A 17,595-nucleotide genomic window follows, 5' to 3' on the forward strand; every position below is an offset into this window, starting at 1 on the left:
AACACCGAACGCGCCCAGGCCCTGGCACCATGGCTGACCTTCTACAACACTCAACGCCGACACACCGCGCTCGCAGGCCAACCCCCGATCAGCCGACTGTCACCAACGCCATGACCGAGTACACCTAGGCGCCGCCGACGGCCGGCTGATCCGCCGCACCCCTGTGGCGTCGCGCGGCGACCCGCATACAACCCTCCCCACCTGTCGCGAGTCAGAGACGCCGCGGTGAGGTGAGGGCCTTCGCACAGCCGGGTCACAGGAATGGCATGCGATGCGCGCAACCCTCGAAAAGATCACTTCAGAGGATGTACACGTCATGCCAGTCCGTACCCCCTACCGTCCCCTTCGCGGCATATCCGCCGTCGTCGCCCTGCTCGCGATCGGCTCTGCGGGGTGCTCGGACGTCTCCGACGCCGTCGACAGCGCCAAGGACGGCGCGAAGAAGGTGGCTCGCCAGCGCTCGGTGTTCTCCCTGGACATCGGCGACTGCTACAACCCGAACGGCAAGGCCGAGGGGACGGCGTACGCCGTCGAGATCGTGCCCTGCGACGAGGCGCACGAGGGCCAGGTCGTCGGCGAGCTCGCGATCGACGACGGCAAGGCGTACCCCGGCGACGACGCGATCTCGACGATCGCGGACAACCGCTGCCCCGTCGAGGCGCAGAAGTACGCCCCGGACACCTGGGCGCTCCCCCAGGGCGTCGCCCTCTTCTACTACACCCCGACCAAGGACAGCTGGGCGACGGGCGACCGCGCGGTGAGCTGCACCTACACCGTGGAGAAGGGCACGTTCAGCGGCTCGCTGGACACCGCGAAGTCCCTCAAGCCCGAGCAGGCCACGTACCTCAAGGGTGCGAACGCGGTCTACGAGGCCCTGTGGGCGAACCAGCCCGAGAAGGAGAACGTCGAGGACGACCTGGCCGGCTACAAGGCGTTGGCCAAGGCCGTCGCGGCGGCCCTCGACACCCACGTCGAGGGCCTGAACGGCATCAAGGGCACGGAGGTCGGAAAGCTCCGCTCGACGCTGACGAAGGCGGCCGGGCACTGGAACAGGGCCGCGAACGCCGCCGATCCCGACGCGTTCTACATCGCCTACGATCCGGCGTTCACCGGCATCGACCCGAACAAGTCGACCGCCGCCCGCAGGGAACTGGGCCTGGCCACCACCGTCCCGGCCGAGGACGCCGAGGTCTGGGCGGCGAGCTGACGCTCCGACGGGTGAGCGGTGTGCCGGGTCCGTCCGGGGTCCGGAGCCGGCCCGCTTCCTGTGGTCTGTCCGTGCGGGCGCCGCCGGGGAAAAGACGTGTCCCTCGCGGTGCGCGTCCGGCGGCCGGCTCACGGGCCGAGTTGCCCGGTGCGCGCGGGCGCCCGGTTCTCACGTCGTAGGGCCGCGCGCAGCAGGGCGTGGCGGAAGTGGTATCTGACCCCTTCCTCACGGAGTACACCCGCGGCCTGAGCGGTGGTCATGAACTCGCCGAACCGGAGCGGCAGCCGGTCACGCAGGACATACCAGGCGTGGGCGGCCCGGAAGACCGGCCAGGCGGTGAACAGGCCGGGGCCGACCACGGCAGCCGACGCGACAGCCACGGCCAGGAACACGCCCGGCGGGGTCCGGCCCAGAATCAGCGACCAGGCGATCCAGGTGACCAGCACCGTCGCGACGACGTGGCAGAGGGCGAGCGCGCCCGTGGCCTTGCTGTCGCGGCGCAGCAGTTCGAGGGGCCGGGTGGCGTTCGCCGGGGCGACGTTCGCGTCCAGCGTGTGCACACGGTCCAGCACGGTCCCCGCGGCGAATCCGCCGCAGAGTCCCGCGACGACGGACAGCACCACCCCCTGGCCGAGCAGCGCCCACAGGTCGGGCCAGTGCAGCGGAGCGAACAGCAGGCCCGTGACATGCTGGCCGACCGCGCCCGCCGCGGCCAGGACGGGAAGCAGCCGCACGACCCTGGACAGGACGCTCCTTCCGTTCAGTTCCGAGCGGAAGCCGCCCGGGACGGCTGAGCGGGACCGGTACTCCTCGCGCCGGGTGACCGCGTAGGCCATCGCGAACGCCGCCCCGCACACCGTCCCCCACAGCGCACCCGCCAGCGCCGCGGTCCCCGCCGTCCGCGAGAGCCAGGAGAGGCCCGTCGTCAGCGCGGTGAGCAGCAGGCCGTAGAACAGGGCGAGTTGCCACTGGGCCCGGCGGTAGAGCATCCACCACTGGATGCCGCCGTCACCCGGCTGCTCCGCGAGGAAGCGCAGCAGGCGCAGGGCGCGGCGGGCTGTCCAGCGCCGGCCGGCAGGCAGGCCGTTGTTCAGCGGGTCGAAGACGGCAGGGACCAACGCGGCCAGCAGGTGCCGTTCGATGTCCTGGGCGGCGGGAAACCGCGTCGTGTCCGCCAGTTCCAGGGGGACTGCGGCGCCGCCGCGGTACACCTGGAGGCCGAGCCACTGCATGAGGGGGGTGGTGAAGACTCCCCTGGCCGGGGCTGCCTGCCCGGCGCGCATCGCGTCCAGCAGGGGAAGCCAGGCGGGACGGTTCGGGGTGCGCGAGTCGGCGAGGAAGTCCGCGAAGTGCTGCGGGTCCAACGGGCGCAGGCGTATCGCCACGGAACCCCGTACGGCTCCGGCCCTGGACACCGCTTCGCGGAACTGTTCCTCCCTGGAGGCCAGTGCGACCGACAGGCTCGACCCCAGTGCCTGGTTGAGTGCCCGCAGCAACGCGGGCCGCTCCGGACCGGCCATCTCGTCGAAGCCGTCCAGGAACGGCACGACGGCGCCGTCCCGCACCAGGCCGCGGGTGAGGTCCTGCGCGTCGACCCCGCTCTCCGGACCGACGACGGCCGGGTAGCGCTCCGCGATCTGTGCGATCAGCCACGGATACAGCGGCTGGTGTGCTTCCCACCCGGCCAGCGACAGCACCACCGGCACGGGGCCGCCGGCGTTCTGCCCGCTGGTGGCCGAGACCAGGAGTCGCTCGGCCAGCAGGTGCAGGGCGATGCTCTTGCCGGAGCCTGCCGGGCCGCAGACCACTACCCGGGCGGGCTGGCGTCCCGACCAGAGATGCTGCCGCAGCTGGTCGACGCGGCCGTTGTCCGGCGGGTCGTGGGCCGCTGTCGCACCGCTGTCGGCGAGCTCGGGCGCGGCCTCCCACGGAACGGCGATACAGGCGACCTCGACGCCGCGGTCGCGCAAGTCCTCCTGGAGGCGATCACGCTCGGCTGTCGCAAGGGCGGTCAGCCACTGCTCCCGGGAGGGAGGAGTCTGCGGCGGCTGCGGCCTGGACCGCCGCCACAACGCGTAGAACCCGGGGAGCAGCAGCCCGAGCGAACCGACGAACGTGTCGAAGGGATCGGCCAGGGACGCCGTGGTCCGCCATGTGTGGATGAGGTAACTGCCCACCAGGAGAGCCAGGATGATCGAGGCGATCAGAACAGTCGCGGATGTCTCCCCGCGTAATCGTGCACCGCTGACCATGACTGGCAGTGTGCCGCACGGGGGCGGCCCGCACCTTGCTTATGAGAGGGGACGGTACGCGTCCGACCGTGCGGCCGGCAGCACGGATCCGGAGCCGGCCCCGCGTGACCCGGCTGCCGTGCGACGGTTCGTGCGTCTTCGGGCGCTTCAGTTGTCATGCGACGAAGTCGGCGGGGCTTCGGAGGAGATCGGGTGGGGTTTCGACCAGAAGTCAGAGCGGATGTCGGGATCGGGGATGGGCCCTCCTGCATAATTCGGGCCGACCGTATCGGCCGTCGGCGGCGACACCGGCGACGTGGCCACGCAAGGTGTGGCGACCTCGAAGAAGGCTTGGCCATTGCCGCCGACGAGAAGACGCACACGGAACTGGTCGGGTGTCTCGAAGTATGTCGCGGGGCCCTTGGCGCTCCGGTTGACGCCCAGCCGACGATAGCCCTCTGCCTTCCAATGACGTTCCACCACTCCGAGGAAACTGCCTCTGCGTTCCGGCGAGATCATGGTCATTACGGCGCGGCGTCGTGACACGTCGCAGCTGCCCGTTGTCGTCTCTCCGTGGGTCCAGTGGACGGCGGGTTTGATGGCAGCGAACGTCTTGTCCAGAATTTCGTCGGCACGTTCGGCCGCTTCCTGCATGTTCACCTTCGGCTTCCCTTCATCGGCCGGCTGTGAAGTTCCGCATCCCGCAAGAAACAGAATTCCGGCCAGCGCAACGGCCCTGACGCCCCTCATCGCGGCTGCTCCAAGATAATGTCGTCGGACTTCCCCACCACGATGTGCGCGATATTGTCGGCTGACATCTGATCCTTTGTGGGGGTGAAATATTGAGAATGCGCATCAGTTCCGCCCTGAATTACGGTAGGGCCATCGTCGACCAGGAAACGTGTGGCTTCGAACTCCTTGTTCGCCGGGTCGGTTCCGAACCAGATCTCGCCGGGGTCGGTCTGTTGGTCCTGGGCCATATAGCCTGCCAAGCCGCCCACGGCAGTGCCGACGGCACCGCCGACGACTCCTCCCACAGGGCCGCCCATCCCCAAACCCAAGACCAAGCCTGCCGAGCCTCCTCCGGCAGCTCCAGCACCCATTCCGCTGGCTTCATTGTGATTGGGGAGTTTAGTGACGATGTCGTTGTCCGCAGCACCGACGAAGACATGGTCCTTGCCGACGTTGAGCTCGTCGGCAGTCTTTGCGCCGGTCCCGGGGCTGCCGACAAGGATGATGTCATCGGCTCCTGGGATCCCGCCCTTCTCTTGGGCTGCCAAACCGACGGTGAGAGAACCGTAGGAGTGCCCAATAGCCGTGATGTGCGGGTCCGCGTTCTCATTCGTGGCTGAGATTCCTGCCATGAAGCGGTTGTACGCAGGTGCTCCGGCCTCGGCATCGTCCCTGCGCATGACATCCGTGTTGGCGGCGAGATCCGACGGAGACAACTGAGGCGCGTCATAACCGAGCCAGACTATCGACGCAGTCGAGTTGTGCGGGTCGGCTTCACATCCGGATTTCCATAGGACACAATTGCGCGGCCGTTGCCTTCGTCTCCGATGCCGAGGAGATACATCGGGGGCACACTTCGTTCGTGCAGCTTCCTTTGAATTCCCTTCAGCCCGTCCAGCATCGTCCTCGACTCCTCGTCATCCCGTTCCGAGAGCTTCCCGATGAGGAGCTCCACATTCTCCCGGTTTGCCTCGTCTCGCGCCGCGACTGGAATGCCGTCCAAGTTCCCGATCACGTCAGGGTAGAGCGCCAGGTACTCGTCCCGCTGTTCTTGCGAGAGATGGTCCCACCAACTCTTGCGAGCGGCGGGCGACTTGTCCAAGGGGATGTTGTCCTCGAGGTAATTCGCTGCAGCGCTTCCCACGGCTGCGGTGTCGGCGGCGGTGTCCGCCCAGGTCTTTGTTCCAACCTCCAGCCCGGGAGCTGCCTTGAGCTTCCGTAACGCCTCCTGGTACCGATCGTCGATTTCTTCGGCCTCGCGCAGGGCATGAGCGATGCGGTCCGCGATGTCCTGGGCCTTCGCCAAGTGCGGATTCCCACGGTGAGGGTTAATTTCCTGATTCGTCGCATCCGGTCCGTACAACCCGTTGCTGTCCGGACCATAGATCCCTCTGTTGCTGGGGCCCAGCATGCCGTTGTTGCCCACAATTGTGCCACCGGGAATCTTGTCCCCGGTGAGTTCGTTCTTACCTCCTGCGGGAAAGGTGACGTCACCACTTGCACTAACAGGGAAACCCAGGGCTGCCGCCTCCTCCAGTGCCTCGGTCAAGCGACGTCTCGGGGCGATGATTTCGGACGAGAAACCGTTGAGGGCTCCGCTGATCAGGCCGCATTCGACCTGGGTGTAGTGGAAGTTCGCCGAGAGCTTCTTCAACTGCTTCTGTGCCGCTTCCGCGGCCTCACCCTCGTTGGCCTTCTGCATGGCCGTGGAAATCTGCTTGTCGACCCGCTCTCTGGCCGCATCGGCCATGTCTCTCACCGCGCGGTACCCGTCCGCTGCTTCGGCGTACTCAGACGGCGCTAAGGCCTTCAGGGTCTTGAGGTCCATGCTTTGATCACCGGCCCTTGCCGTCGGTAGAGGAGGCGTCCTCGGAGGCGACCCTCAGCTTGGCGATCTCTGCCTTGATGGCTTCGTCGGTCCCGAGCTGGTCGTTGCCCGTCTTCTCCAGTACGTCGGCGAGCCCGGAGCACAGCTCCCCGATGTCCCTCACCCGACGCTCCCAAGAGTCGTACACGCCCCCCTGAGCCGCTGCGGTCACACACTGGGAGTCCTTGCTGAGACCCGTCTGGCTGTCCTTCAGCTTGATCAGTGCCTTGCTGATGTTGTCCCGCAGGTCGCTGATGCCTTCCCCGGCCTTCGACCACGCCGCCTTGTCCGACCTCAAGTCGCCAGCCGGAGGACCGTAAGCGTCACCGGTGCTGGTGCCGCCCTGGTCAACCGGCATGCGGTTGAGCTGCATGTGAGCGGACTGGCGGCCGACTGCCGCGGCCTTCAGTTGCTCCCATTCCTCCCACGCCATGCGTGGACCCTCCCCGTTCCTCTCAGGCGCCGCCGAGCGGATACTCAACATGCGACGCGTAGTCGCGGTGATCGGACGAACGGTAACGCCCCGTCACTACGTGACCCATCCGTATCGGTCATCACGGCGCTTGAGCATCCGTACTCAGCAGAGACTGCGATTTGATGACCGGACAGTGCGTAGGCCCGGGATCCTGGAGCGCCTGATACATCGTCCGTGCCTCAGCTCCGTCGCGGTGGTGTCGTCGTCCAAGCCAGTCGCCACTATCGAGGCAGTCGTTGACGTGTCCGAGCCTCCAACCGCATGCGTGCCCTGATCGCGGCACTCGGGCAGCCCGTCGGCGTCTTCCTGCTCGTCGTGCCGTTGATGACTACCGCGCGGCGCATCGCCCCGCTGGGGCGTAGCCGAGGCTGCGTGCTACTTCGCCACCTCGTACGCGCTCGTGCGGGACTCCGGCAGGTCCGCTCGGGGCGACGGACTGACCCGGCAGCGTGCGGCGCCGGTCCGTGCCGGCCCCGCACGCCCCCACGCCCCGGCCGTCACCCCTACGGCAGCACCCGGTACAACGCCCCCAGCGTCGCCCCCCACGCATGCCCCGGAGGGGTGCCGTAGCCCACCACCAGGGCGTCCAGCCGTTCCGCGCGAGCGGACTCGTGGCGGTAGGTGGACAGGCCGTGCAGGGCCAGGTGCTGCCAGGTCGCCGACTGGACCACCGGTTTCTCCGTGCCGGGCGGGAGGCGGAGTACCGCGTGCAGGCCCGCCGCGATGCCGGTGACCGTGACGTCGGGGGCGTGGGCCGCCAGGCCCTCGATCAGGGTGTCCCGGCGGCGCCGGTAGCGCAGGCGGGAGGCGCGTACGTGGCGGTCGTAGGCGCCCGACGTGATGAACTCCGCGAGCGTCAGCTGGTCCAGCGCCCCGCACAGGTCGACGTGGCCCTTCGCCCGCGTGACCTCGTGCACCAGGTCCGGCGGCAGCACCATCCACGCCAGGCGCAGCCCGGGGGCCAGGGATTTGCTGGCCGTGCCGAGATACACCACGCGGTCCGGGTCCAGGCCCTGCAGAGCGCCGAACGGCTGCCGGTCGTAGCGGAATTCGCCGTCGTAGTCGTCCTCCAGGACCAGGCCCCCCGTGCGCCGGGCCCAGTCCACCACCGTCGCCCGCCGGTCCCGGTGCAGGGGTACGCCCATCGGGAACTGGTGGGCCGGCGTCAGCAGCACCGCGCCCTCCTCCCCCAGGCCCGACGGGTCCGTGCCCCGTGCGTCGAACGGCAGGGGCACCACCCCCAGACCCGCCCCGCGCAGCAGTGACCAGTGCGCGTCCAGGCCGTACGACTCGACCGCGACGGTCTGCGCCCCGCGCGCCCTCAGCACCTGGCCGAGCAGGCGCAGCCCGTGCACGAAGCCGCCGCACACCACGATGCGTTCCGGGTCGGCGCGGACGCCGCGGGCGCGGACGAGGTAGTCCGCGAGGGCGGACCGCAGTTCCGGACGGCCTCGCGGGTCGCCGTAGTCGAGTACGTCGTACGGCGCCGCCGCCAGCGCGCGGCGGGCCGCCTTGAGCCAGGCCGTGCGCGGGAACGCCGACAGGTCGGGGGTGCCCGGACGCAGGTCGTACGCCGGCCGGGACGGTTTGCGGGGGGAGCGGGGCGCGCCTCCCGGCCGGGCCACCGTCCGTTCCGCCACCCGCGTGCCCGAGCCCTGCCGCGCCGTCAGCCAGCCCTCCGCGACGAGGTCGGCGTACGCGTCCGCGACCGTGTTGCGGGCGATGCCCAGGTCGGCGGCGAGCACGCGGGAGGAGGGCAGTCGCGTGCCCGGCGGCAGCCTGCCGGTGCGGACGGCCTCGCGCAGGGCGTCCGTCACCCCCTTGCGCAATCCCCTGTGCGGGCCGGGAGTCGTTGATCCCCGTGCCTCCAGGTGCAGGTCTACGCCCAAAGTGGCCCAGCTGTCCGACATGGAAATGGACCATACCGCTGGGCTGCTTTCCTCCTAGGGTCGCGGTATGACGACCACAACCCGCCCGACGGAATCCGCCCCCTACGCCCCCGAAGTCCCCCCGCGCCTGGAGTGGGCACGGCTCGCCCCCGACGTCCTCAAGGCCATGGTCCGGCTCGAGACGGTCGCCCGGCAGGGACTCGACCCCACGCTGGCCCAGCTGGTGATGGTCCGTGCCTCCCAGATCAACCACTGCGCCCTCTGCGTCGACATGCACAGCAAGGACGCCCTCGCGGCGGGCGAGAGCGCCGAGCGGATCATCCAGCTCAGCGCCTGGGAGGAGTCGCGGCACTTCTACACCGAGAAGGAACTCGCCGCCCTCGCGCTGACCGAGGCCGTCACCGTCCTCACCGACGGGTTCGTGCCCGACGCCGTCTACGAGCACGCAGCCGCGCATTTCGAGGAGGCCGAGCTCGCCCACCTCATCGCCATGATCGCGGCCATCAACGCGTGGAACCGCTTCGGTGTGACCTGCCGCCTGACGCCCGGTCACTACCAGCCCGGACAGCACTGACAGGCCGTACCGCCCGCCTTCGGCGCGCGGTCCCGCCCCGCGGGGCGCGGTTGCGCGCCGAGGAAGGAAACCGGCTCGGCGATCACGCCACCGCCGAGCCGGTTCGGGTCCGCGCCTCCCGGCTCGACACGTGGGCCTCGGCCACGACATGCGCCCCGCGGTTGCCCGGAAGTCCGGGGTGAGTGAGCGAAGGTTGGATCTGCCGGCCCTCCGGAAGGAGGCCGGCGGCGTCCTCGACGAACGGGAACGGGCCGCCCTCGCGGTCCTCACCGTCGTCAGCAGCTCGAACCGGCTGGTGGTCAGCCGGCGACATACCCCCGGGAGCACCGAGCCGTGAACAAGCAGGCCGAGGCCTTTCGCACGCTGCACCTGTCCCGCCCGCCCGGCGATCCGCTGGTACTCCCCGGGCCGTGGGACGCGGCGAGCGCCCGTGTCCTCGCCGACGCCGGGTTCCCGGCCCTCGCCACGCCCAGCGCCGGGGTCGCCGCCTCCCTCGGGTACGAGGACGGACAGACCCCGGCCGACGAGATGTTCGCGGCGGTCGCGCGGATCGCGCGGGCCGTGGACGTGCCGGTGTCCGCGGACGTCGAGGGCGGGTACGGGCTCGCGCCGAAGGAACTGGTGGAGCGGCTCGGGGAGGCCGGTGTCGTCGGGTGCAATCTCGAGGACTCCGAGGGCGGTGCCCTGAAGGATCCCCGGCGGCACGCCGACTGGCTCGGCGAGGTGTGCGAGCTGGCCGCCGGGCAGATCTTCGTCAACGCGCGCGTGGACACCTTCGTGTGCGGGGTCGCCGATCCCGAAGCGGCCGTCGAGCGGGCCGCGGCGTACGTCGCCGCCGGTGCCGACTGCGTGTATCCGATCGGCGCCCCCGTCGGCGTACTGCCCCTGCTGCGGGCCGGTATCGAAGGGCCGCTGAACATGCACGGCACCGTGGACGACGGCGGCCCCTCCCCCGCCGAACTGGGCGCGCGAGGGGCCACCAGGGTCACCTTCGGTCCCGGCCTGCAGCTCAGGACCGCTCAGGCGCTGCGCGACGATCTCGCGGCCGGGCTCCTCATGCGGTGAGGCGGGTCAGGACAGCCACGGCCGCCACGTGGACTCGTGGCTGTCCACCCACTTCTTCGCCGCCTCCCCGGGCGACAGCTTCTGTTCGGCGATCATCAGGGAGACCTCGTTCTGGTCCTCCTTCGACCACGTGAACTTCCGCAGGAAGTCCGCCGCGCTGCCGCCGGCCGCCGCGAAGTCCGAGTTCAGGTACTTCTGCAGCGGCGTGTGCGGATAGGCGCAGGCCACCTTCTCGGGGTCGGCGTCGCAGCCCTCCTCGTACGGCGGCAGCTTCACCTCGGTCATCGGGACCTTCTCGAACAGCCACTGCGGCTCGTACCAGTAGGTGAGGAAGGGCTTCTTCTCCTTGGCGAACTGCTTCATCTGCGTGATCTGCGCCGCCTCGGACCCCGCGAACACCACCTGGTAGTCCAGCTTCAGGTTCTTCACCAGCGCCTTGTCGTTGGTGACGTAGGACGGCGAACCGTCCATCAGCTGGCCCTTGCCGCCGCTCTCCGGGGTGCGGAACCGCTCGGCGTACGTGTCGAGGTTCTTCCAGTCCGTGACGTCCGGGTGCTGCTCGGCGAAGTACGTCGGGACGTACCAGCCGATGTGCCCGGTGACGCCGAGGTCGCCGCCGCGCGTGATCGTCTTCTTGTCCTTGACGTACCGAGCCTCCTGGTCCGGGTGACCCCAGTCCTCCAGGATCGCGTCGACACGGCCCTGGCTGAGGGCGTCCCAGGCCGGGACCTCGTCGACCTGGACGGTGTCGACGCGGTAGCCCAGCTCGTGCTCCAGCAGGTACTGGGCGACGGCCACGTTGGACTGCGCGCCCACCCAGGACTGCACGGACAGGGTGACCGTCTTGGCGCCCTCGGCGTTCGCGAACGGCGAGGGCTGCTCGGTCATGTCGGCCGCGCCGCATCCCGTGAGCGTCAGCAGCAGAAGGGAACCCCCTACGGCCGCCGCCGTCTGCGTACGACGTCGCATGTCACTCACGCTCCCTTCTTCGCGCGGCGTTCGGTCGGCTGCGTCACCCGGTCCAGCATCAGCCCCAGGCAGACGATCGCGGCGCCGGCCACCAGACCGGTCGCCAGGTCGCCCTGTGCGAGGCCGAACACGACGTCGTAGCCGAGCGCGCCGCCGCCGACCAGGCCGCCGATGATGACGACGGCGAGGACGAGGACCACGCCCTGGTTGACGGCGAGCAGCAACGCCGGGCGGGCCAGCGGCAGCTGCACCTGACGGAGCTGCTGGCCGCCGGTCGCGCCGAGCGAGCGGGCCGATTCGAGTGCGGCGTGGTCGACCTGGCGCAGTCCCTGCGTGGTGATGCGGACGACGGCGGGGAGCGCGTACACGACGGCCGCCGCGACCGCCGGCGCGCGGCCCACGCCGAACAGGGCGACGACCGGGATCAGGTACACGAACTGCGGCATCGTCTGGAACACGTCCAGCACCGGGCGCAGCAGCCGTTCGAAGCGGTCGCTGCGGGCGGCGGCGATGCCGGTGGCGAAGCCGAGGACGAGAGTGACGGCCACGGCTGCCAGGACCTGGGAGAGCGTGTCCAGGGACGGCTTCCACACGCCCAGTACGCCGATGGCGGCCATGGCGAGTACGGCGGTCAGCGCGGTGCGCCAGGTGCCGATCAGCCAGGCCAGGGCGGCGACCGTGAGCAGGACGGCCCACCAGGGCAGCCACTGGAGGCCGTCGCGCAGCGGGTCCAGGACCCAGGTGGTGAAGCGGCCCGCCCAGTCGGCGGTGCCGCCGACGACGGGCACGCCCGAGTACAGGTGGCCGGTCATCCAGTCGACGGCCCGGTTGACGGGCTCGGCGATGTTCACGGTGGCGGCGTCCGGCCACTCCCGGCGGTCCAGGAGACGGCCGGCGACCGCGACGGCCGCGGCGGCGAGCAGCGCGTACAGCCCGTACACGCGGGGCTCCGGGTCGTCCTCGTCGCCGAGTCCGGCTCCGGCCGCGGCGGTCACCCGGTCCAGGACGACGGCCAGCAGCACGATCGGAATGCCGGCGGCGAGCGCGGCGCCCACGTCGACCGAGGCGAGCGCCTGGTAGACGCGGTCACCGAGGCCGCCCGCGCCGATCACGGACGCGATGACCGCCATGGACAGCGCCATCATGATCGTCTGGTTGACGCCGAGGAGGAGTTCCCTGCGGGCGAGCGGGATGCGCGCGGTCAGCAGGCGCTGCCGTGCCGTGGAGCCGAGCGACTCGACGGCCTCCAGCACCTCCGTGTCGGCGCCGCGCAGGCCGAGCGCGGTGAGCCGGGCCATGGGCGGCGCGGCGTAGACGACGGTCGCGAGGACGGCGGCGGGGACGCCGATGCCGAAGACCAGCACCACGGGGAGGAGGTACGCGAAGGCCGGGAGCACCTGCATGGTGTCCAGCACCGGGCGCAGGACGCGTTCCATACGGTCCGACAGACCCGCCGCCAGCCCCAGCAGCGTGCCCACGGCCACCGACAGGGCGACTGCCACGACCATGAGCGCGAGGGTCTGCATGGTCGGCACCCACATGCCGAGGGCGCCGCACGCGAGGAACGCCAGCGCCGTGCCGACGGCCAGGCGGACACCCGCGACGCGCCACGCGATCAGCGCGCCGACCGCCGTGACGCCCGCCCAGCCGATGCCGAGCAGGGCGAGGTAGACGGCCCGTACGGAGATGACGACGACGTTGCTGACGTGGCCGAAGAAGTACAGGAACAGCGGGTGGCTGTCGCGGTTGTCGATGATCCAGTCGCTGGTCCTGCCGAGCGGCCCGGTGAAATCCACCGTGAGCTCGGCGGGCCAGCTCGCGCCGCCCCACCGGGCGACGGCGAGCGGGACGAGGACCGCCGCGAGCAGCGCGAGGGCGAGCAGCTTGCGGACCGCCCGGCTGGCCGGGATGCCCGGTGGTGACGTCTTCCGCGTGGTCGCGGTGATCGTCGCCATCAGACCGGCTCCCCGGTGGCGGTGCCGTGGGCGTCCGGGCCGGGGGCGGCAGGACCGGGGGCGGCAGGGTGCGGGCCGGTGCCGGTCGGGTCCGGGCCGGTGGCGGCAGCGTGTGTGCCGCTGCCGGTCGGACCTGGGCCCGGACCGGTACCGGTGCCGGTCGCGCCCGGGCCGGGGCGGCGGGTGCGTTCTCTGCGCGGGAGCGGCGCCGGGTCCTGCGGGCCGGGCGCCGCCCGCCCGGCGGCGGAGCCGGGGGCGGAGCCCGCGACGACGTGCAGCAGCGCGGCCGGGTCGACGACGCCCAGGCACCGGCCGCCGTCCATCACCCGGGCGGTGGTGCCCGCGCGCGACACGGCCTCGATCGCCTCGGAGACCGTCGCGTCGGGGGCGACCGCCGGGCCGTGGCCCACCTCGTCGGCGCGGGCCGCCCGCATCGCCGTACGGACCGTCATGACCTGCTCGCGCGGCACGTCGCGGACGAACGCGCGAACGTAGTCGTCGGCGGGCGAGCCCACGATCTGCTCGGGCGTGCCGAGCTGCACGATCTTCCCGTCGCGCATCAGGGCGATGCGGTCGCCGAGGCGGAGGGCCTCGTTCAGGTCGTGGGTGATGAAGACCATCGTGCGCCCCTCCTCGTGGTGCAGCCGGATCACCTCCTCCTGCATGTCGCGCCGGATCAGCGGGTCGAGCGCGCTGAACGGCTCGTCGAACAGCAGCACCTCGGGGTCGACGGCGAGGGCGCGGGCCAGCCCGACGCGCTGGCGCTGACCGCCGGACAGCTGGGCGGGTCTGCGCTGCTCCATGCCCTCAAGGCCCACCTTGGCGACGACCTCGGCGGCCTTGGCGCGGCGCTCGGCCCTGCCCATGCCCTGGATCTCCAGGCCGTGGGCCACGTTGTCCAGGACGGTGCGGTGCGGGAGGAGACCGAAGTGCTGGAAGACCATCGCGGCCCGGTGCCGGCGCAGTTCCCGCAGCCGGGACTTGTCCATGGCGCGGACGTCCTCGCCGTCGATGGCGATACGGCCGGCCGTCGGCTCGATGAGCCGGGTCAGGCAGCGCACCAGCGTGGACTTGCCGGACCCGGACAGGCCCATGACGACGAAGACCTCGTTCTTGCGGACGTCGAAGGTCACGTCGCGGACGGCGGCCGTGCAGCCGGTGCGGGCGCGCAGCCCGGCGGCGTCCAGACCGGCCAGTCGGGGGTCGCCGGGTATGCGGTGGGACTTGGGGCCGAACACCTTCCACAGGCCCTCGACGGAGAAGACGGGCGACTCGCCGTCCGGGCCCTCCCTGCCGTGTCCGCCGTGGTCGCGGGCGCCGGTCCTCGTGCTGGTCGTACTCATCACGCACCACCTCCGATCAGGTCGACGGCCCGCTCACCGACCATGAGCACACCGATCATCGGGTTCACCGCGGTCATGGTCGGGAAGACGGACGCGTCGGCGACGCGGATGCCGTCCAGGCCGCGCACGCGCAGCTCGGGGTCGACGACGGCCCCGCGGTCGTCCGCCGCGCCGATGCGGCAGGTGCCCGCCGGGTGGTACACGGTGTGCGCCACCTTGCGGGCGTACTCGCTCAGTTCCTCGTCGCCCGTGACGTCGGGGCCGGGGCACACCTCGCGCTTGAGCCAGCGCGCGAGCGGCTCGGTCGCCGCGATCCGACGGGCGATCCTGATGCCGTCGACCAGGGTGCGGCCGTCGTAGTCGTCCTCGTCGGTGAAGTACCGGAAGTCCAGGGCGGGCTTCACGGCCGGGTCGGCGCTTGTCAGGCTGAGGCGCCCGCGGCTCTTCGGCTTGGGGATGTTCGGGGTCATGGAGACGCCGAACTCCGGGCGCCGGTAGCCCAGTCGCTCCGGGTGGTCCGTGAACGGGATCTGGTAGAAGTGGAACATCAGGTCGGGACCCGCGTGTCCGGGGTCGCGGCGCACGAACAGGCCCGCGTCGGAGTCCATCGCGGAGTTCTCCGGGATCGGCCCGTCGGTCTCCCAGACGATGACCGACTCGGGGTGGTCGAGCAGGTTCTCGCCGACGCCGGGCAGATCGAGGACGACGGGTATCCCGAGGGCCTCCAGGTCGTCCTTCGGGCCGATGCCGGAGTGCAGCAGCAGCCGCGGCGAGTCGACGGCCCCGGCGCACAGCAGCACCTCGTCGCGGGCGCGGACCAGGAACTCCTCGCCGTCCTCGGCGCGGACGTGCACGCCCTCGGCGCGGGTCCCGTCCAGCTGGAGTCTGTACGCCCAGGTCTCCAGGTAGAGGTGGAGGTTGGGGCGCTCGTCCATCACCGGGTGCAGGTAGGCGACCGACGCCGAGGACCGCTTGTTGTTCTCCGGGTGGTAGGCGAGGTCGAAGAAGCCGGCGCCCTCCGTGAACGGCTTGTGATTGAAGCCCTCGACGCGCGGCACGCCGAGCGCGCCCCGGGCGGCGTCCACGAAGTCGCGGGCGATGGCGTTCCGGTCCTTCTCGCCGACCGGCACGATGTTGTTCTTCAGACGGGCGTAGTACGCCTCCATCGGCACCGCGCCCCAGCCGGTGGCCCCGGCCGCCTCCCACTCGTCCCAGTCGGACGGCAGCGGCTTGAACGCGATGAGCGTGTTGTGGGAGGAGCAGCCGCCGAGCACGCGGGCGCGGCTGTGCCGGATGTGCGAGTTGCCGCGTGGCTGCTCGGTCGTGGGGTAGTCGTAGTCGAGTTCGCCGCCGAGCAGGCCCATCCAGCGGCGCAGTGTCAGGACGTCCTCGCGGCCGACGTCGCTGGGGCCGCCCTCGATGACGGCGACGGTGACGTCGGGGTTCTCGGTCAGCCGGGAAGCGATCACGGACCCTGCCGTGCCGCCGCCGATGACGACGTAGTCGTAGACATGGGGTGTCTCGGGCATGGGGGGTGTTACTCCAGAGGGCCGGAGGCGGGGGGACGGGTGGGGTGGGAGAAGGGGATGATCAGCCCGCGAACCAGCGCACCGGCCTCGGCGCGAGGTTCTGGTAGACGTGCTTGGTCTCGCGGTACTCGGCGAGTCCGGCCGGGCCGAGCTCGCGGCCCGTCCCGCTCTTGCCGAAGCCGCCCCACTCCGCCTGCGGCAGGTAGGGGTGGAAGTCGTTGATCCAGACGGTGCCGTGCCGCAGCCGCCCCGCGACCCGGCGGGCGCGTCCCGCGTCGGCGGTCCAGACGGCGCCGGCCAGGCCGTACTCGGTGTCGTTGGCGAGGGCCACCGCCTCGTCCTCGGTGCGGAAGGTCTCGACGGTGAGCACCGGCCCGAAGACCTCCTCGCGTACGACGCGCATCTCGCGGTGGCAGTGGTCGAGGACGGTGGGCTCGTAGAAGTAGCCGGTGGCGGGGCGGTCGGCGGACGGCTCGGGGCGCTTGCCGCCGCAGCGCAGGACAGCACCTTCGGCGAGCGCGGAGGCGACGTGGTCCTCGGTCCTGGCGCGCTGCTGCTCGGAGACGAGGGGGCCGCACTCGACGCCGTCGGCGGTGCCGCGGCCCAGGCGGATGCGCTCGGCCCGGCGGGCGAGTTCGGCGACGAAGCGGTCCCGGACGCTCTCCTCGACGATCAGCCGGGAGCCGGCGGAGCAGACCTGGCCGCTGTGGACGAACGCGGCGTTGAGGGCCTGGTCGACGGCGGTGTCGAAGGCGTCGTCGGTGGCGCAGGCGTCGGCGAAGACGACGTTCGGGTTCTTGCCGCCCAGTTCCAGGGCGACCTTCTTCACGCCGGGCGCGGCGGCCTGCGCGACCTTGGTGCCGCTGACCAGTCCGCCGGTGAAGGAGACGAGGTCGACGTCGGGGTGCTCGGCGAGGCGGGCGCCGACGGTGTGACCGGGGCCCGTGACGATGTTGGCGACCCCGTCCGGCAGCCCGGCCTCGGCCAGCAGCCCGATCAGGGCGACGGTCGTCAGCGGCGTGACCTCGCTCGGCTTGATCACGAAGGTGTTGCCGGCGGCGAGCGCGGGCGCGACCTTCCAGCTGGCCTGGAGCAGCGGATAGTTCCAGGGGGTGATCATCGCGCAGACGCCGACGGGCTCGTGCACGACGACGCTGTGGATGTCGGGCGACCCGGCGTCCACGACCCGGCCCGGCGCCTCGGTGGCGACGAGGTCGGCGAAGTACCGGAAGGCGTCGGCGACGCAGTCGACGTCGACGCGGCCCTCCTCGACGGTCTTCCCGGCGTCGCGGCTCTCCAGCAGACCGATCGCCTCCCGGTCGCGTACGAGGAGACCGGCGACGCGGCGCAGCAGCGCGGCGCGCTCGGCGACGGGCGTGCGCGGCCAGGGCCCTTCGTCGAAGGCGCGCCGGGCGGCGGCGACGGCCAGGTCGGCGTCCTTCTCGTCACCCTCGGCGACCACGGCGAACGGCGCGGCGTCCGCGGGGTCGATGATCTCGCGTGTGGCCGTGGAGACCGCCTCCCGCCACTCGCCCCCCGCGTGAATGGTCCTGCGCGCCTCGGGCGCGGTGCGTTCCGTACTGTCCGCCATGGTCGATCGCGCCTTCCGTTCCTGTTCAGCACCCGTGTGTCACACGCGTGTCACTCACGGGACCGGGTGCGCCTGCCCCCGGCCCGCGCATGCATGCGTGATCGGCGCCCGAAAGTGGGCCGCGCCACGAGGGAACCCGGCGAATCCGCAGGAAAAGGTCACCGTCCC

Annotated in this window: 16 protein-coding genes; 5 read left to right on the plus strand and 11 right to left on the minus strand. The window is 71.1% G+C overall.

The window, feature by feature from the left end; genetic code table 11:
* Together ABZ354_RS14595 and ABZ354_RS14600 are read left to right on the plus strand one after the other, a co-directional pair.
* A partial coding sequence (locus ABZ354_RS14595) for an integrase core domain-containing protein (RefSeq protein WP_358656890.1) occupies positions 1-114 on the plus strand: 114 nt, incomplete at its 5' end.
* 202 nt (positions 115-316) lie between these two features.
* Positions 317-1,207: a septum formation family protein gene (locus tag ABZ354_RS14600; protein WP_358656595.1), complete on the plus strand. Its 891-nt coding sequence runs from the start codon at positions 317-319 to the stop codon at positions 1,205-1,207.
* Positions 1,208-1,335: 128 nt separating this feature from the next.
* Here the strand turns inward: ABZ354_RS14600 and ABZ354_RS14605 are convergent, their stop codons facing one another.
* The 6 genes from ABZ354_RS14605 to ABZ354_RS14630 form a co-directional block, all read right to left on the minus strand.
* The gene (locus tag ABZ354_RS14605) at positions 1,336-3,459 is read right to left on the minus strand and encodes a hypothetical protein (RefSeq protein ID WP_358656597.1); all 2,124 of its coding nucleotides are present in this window, start codon (positions 3,457-3,459) and stop codon (positions 1,336-1,338) included.
* A 147-nt stretch (positions 3,460-3,606) separates the two neighbouring features.
* Positions 3,607-4,092, minus strand: coding sequence for a hypothetical protein (locus ABZ354_RS14610; RefSeq protein ID WP_358656892.1), 486 nt, complete (start codon positions 4,090-4,092; stop codon positions 3,607-3,609).
* 92 nt (positions 4,093-4,184) lie between these two features.
* Positions 4,185-4,886 (minus strand): alpha/beta hydrolase, encoded by a 702-nt coding sequence (locus ABZ354_RS14615; RefSeq protein WP_358656599.1) that lies wholly within the window; start codon positions 4,884-4,886, stop codon positions 4,185-4,187.
* A 26-nt stretch (positions 4,887-4,912) separates the two neighbouring features.
* On the minus strand, positions 4,913-5,998 hold the full coding sequence (locus ABZ354_RS14620; protein WP_358656600.1) for a hypothetical protein: 1,086 nt from the start codon (positions 5,996-5,998) through the stop codon (positions 4,913-4,915).
* 7 nt (positions 5,999-6,005) lie between these two features.
* Positions 6,006-6,470 carry a hypothetical protein gene (locus tag ABZ354_RS14625; protein WP_358656602.1) on the minus strand — a complete coding sequence of 155 codons (465 nt, stop codon included), beginning with the start codon at positions 6,468-6,470 and terminating at the stop codon, positions 6,006-6,008.
* Between the two features lie 545 nt (positions 6,471-7,015).
* Complete coding sequence (locus ABZ354_RS14630) at positions 7,016-8,422, minus strand: PLP-dependent aminotransferase family protein (RefSeq protein WP_358656603.1); 1,407 nt, start codon at positions 8,420-8,422, stop codon at positions 7,016-7,018.
* 46 nt (positions 8,423-8,468) lie between these two features.
* Between ABZ354_RS14630 and ABZ354_RS14635 the strand changes: the two genes are divergently transcribed.
* From ABZ354_RS14635 to ABZ354_RS14645, 3 genes are all read left to right on the plus strand, one after another.
* The gene (locus ABZ354_RS14635) at positions 8,469-8,975 is read left to right on the plus strand and encodes a carboxymuconolactone decarboxylase family protein (RefSeq protein WP_358656604.1); all 507 of its coding nucleotides are present in this window, start codon (positions 8,469-8,471) and stop codon (positions 8,973-8,975) included.
* A 178-nt stretch (positions 8,976-9,153) separates the two neighbouring features.
* Positions 9,154-9,312 (plus strand): hypothetical protein, encoded by a 159-nt coding sequence (locus ABZ354_RS14640; protein WP_358656605.1) that lies wholly within the window; start codon positions 9,154-9,156, stop codon positions 9,310-9,312.
* Positions 9,309-10,040: an isocitrate lyase/phosphoenolpyruvate mutase family protein gene (locus ABZ354_RS14645; RefSeq protein WP_358656607.1), complete on the plus strand. Its 732-nt coding sequence runs from the start codon at positions 9,309-9,311 to the stop codon at positions 10,038-10,040. The genes ABZ354_RS14640 and ABZ354_RS14645 overlap by 4 nt, the downstream gene beginning before the upstream one ends.
* A gap of 6 nt (positions 10,041-10,046) precedes the next feature.
* On the opposite strand, the gene ABZ354_RS14650 is transcribed toward ABZ354_RS14645, so the two are convergent.
* The 5 genes from ABZ354_RS14650 to ABZ354_RS14670 form a co-directional block, all read right to left on the minus strand.
* Positions 10,047-11,009, minus strand: coding sequence for an ABC transporter substrate-binding protein (locus ABZ354_RS14650; protein ID WP_358656894.1), 963 nt, complete (start codon positions 11,007-11,009; stop codon positions 10,047-10,049).
* Positions 11,010-11,014: 5 nt separating this feature from the next.
* Positions 11,015-12,964 carry an ABC transporter permease subunit gene (locus ABZ354_RS14655; RefSeq protein WP_358656609.1) on the minus strand — a complete coding sequence of 650 codons (1,950 nt, stop codon included), beginning with the start codon at positions 12,962-12,964 and terminating at the stop codon, positions 11,015-11,017.
* Positions 12,964-14,307, minus strand: a complete 1,344-nt coding sequence (locus ABZ354_RS14660; RefSeq protein WP_358656611.1) for a glycine betaine/L-proline ABC transporter ATP-binding protein — start codon at positions 14,305-14,307, stop codon at positions 12,964-12,966. Before ABZ354_RS14660 ends, ABZ354_RS14655 begins: the two co-directional genes overlap by 1 nt.
* Positions 14,307-15,836 carry a GMC oxidoreductase gene (locus ABZ354_RS14665; protein ID WP_358656613.1) on the minus strand — a complete coding sequence of 510 codons (1,530 nt, stop codon included), beginning with the start codon at positions 15,834-15,836 and terminating at the stop codon, positions 14,307-14,309. The genes ABZ354_RS14660 and ABZ354_RS14665 overlap by 1 nt, the downstream gene beginning before the upstream one ends.
* 61 nt (positions 15,837-15,897) lie before the next feature.
* Positions 15,898-17,427 carry an aldehyde dehydrogenase family protein gene (locus ABZ354_RS14670; RefSeq protein ID WP_358656615.1) on the minus strand — a complete coding sequence of 510 codons (1,530 nt, stop codon included), beginning with the start codon at positions 17,425-17,427 and terminating at the stop codon, positions 15,898-15,900.
* Between the last annotated feature and the right edge of the window lie 168 nt (positions 17,428-17,595).

Origin of the sequence: Streptomyces sp. NPDC005925 (genome assembly GCF_040638805.1) — a bacterium.
GTDB lineage: Bacteria > Actinomycetota > Actinomycetes > Streptomycetales > Streptomycetaceae > Streptomyces.

What these genes read in the sequence shown, in the direction of transcription:
- ABZ354_RS14625 (WP_358656602.1), bottom strand. Translation starts at nt 6,470, where the DNA reads ATGGCGTGGGAGGAATGGGAGCAACTGAAGGCCGCGGCAGTCGGCCGC.
- ABZ354_RS14600 (WP_358656595.1), top strand. Translation starts at nt 317, where the DNA reads ATGCCAGTCCGTACCCCCTACCGTCCCCTTCGCGGCATATCCGCCGTC.
- ABZ354_RS14660 (WP_358656611.1), bottom strand. Translation starts at nt 14,307, where the DNA reads ATGAGTACGACCAGCACGAGGACCGGCGCCCGCGACCACGGCGGACAC.
- ABZ354_RS14635 (WP_358656604.1), top strand. Translation starts at nt 8,469, where the DNA reads ATGACGACCACAACCCGCCCGACGGAATCCGCCCCCTACGCCCCCGAA.
- ABZ354_RS14620 (WP_358656600.1), bottom strand. Translation starts at nt 5,998, where the DNA reads ATGGACCTCAAGACCCTGAAGGCCTTAGCGCCGTCTGAGTACGCCGAA.
- ABZ354_RS14665 (WP_358656613.1), bottom strand. Translation starts at nt 15,836, where the DNA reads ATGCCCGAGACACCCCATGTCTACGACTACGTCGTCATCGGCGGCGGC.
- ABZ354_RS14670 (WP_358656615.1), bottom strand. Translation starts at nt 17,427, where the DNA reads ATGGCGGACAGTACGGAACGCACCGCGCCCGAGGCGCGCAGGACCATT.
- ABZ354_RS14650 (WP_358656894.1), bottom strand. Translation starts at nt 11,009, where the DNA reads ATGCGACGTCGTACGCAGACGGCGGCGGCCGTAGGGGGTTCCCTTCTG.
- ABZ354_RS14610 (WP_358656892.1), bottom strand. Translation starts at nt 4,092, where the DNA reads ATGCAGGAAGCGGCCGAACGTGCCGACGAAATTCTGGACAAGACGTTC.
- ABZ354_RS14655 (WP_358656609.1), bottom strand. Translation starts at nt 12,964, where the DNA reads ATGGCGACGATCACCGCGACCACGCGGAAGACGTCACCACCGGGCATC.
- ABZ354_RS14630 (WP_358656603.1), bottom strand. Translation starts at nt 8,422, where the DNA reads ATGTCGGACAGCTGGGCCACTTTGGGCGTAGACCTGCACCTGGAGGCA.
- ABZ354_RS14605 (WP_358656597.1), bottom strand. Translation starts at nt 3,459, where the DNA reads ATGGTCAGCGGTGCACGATTACGCGGGGAGACATCCGCGACTGTTCTG.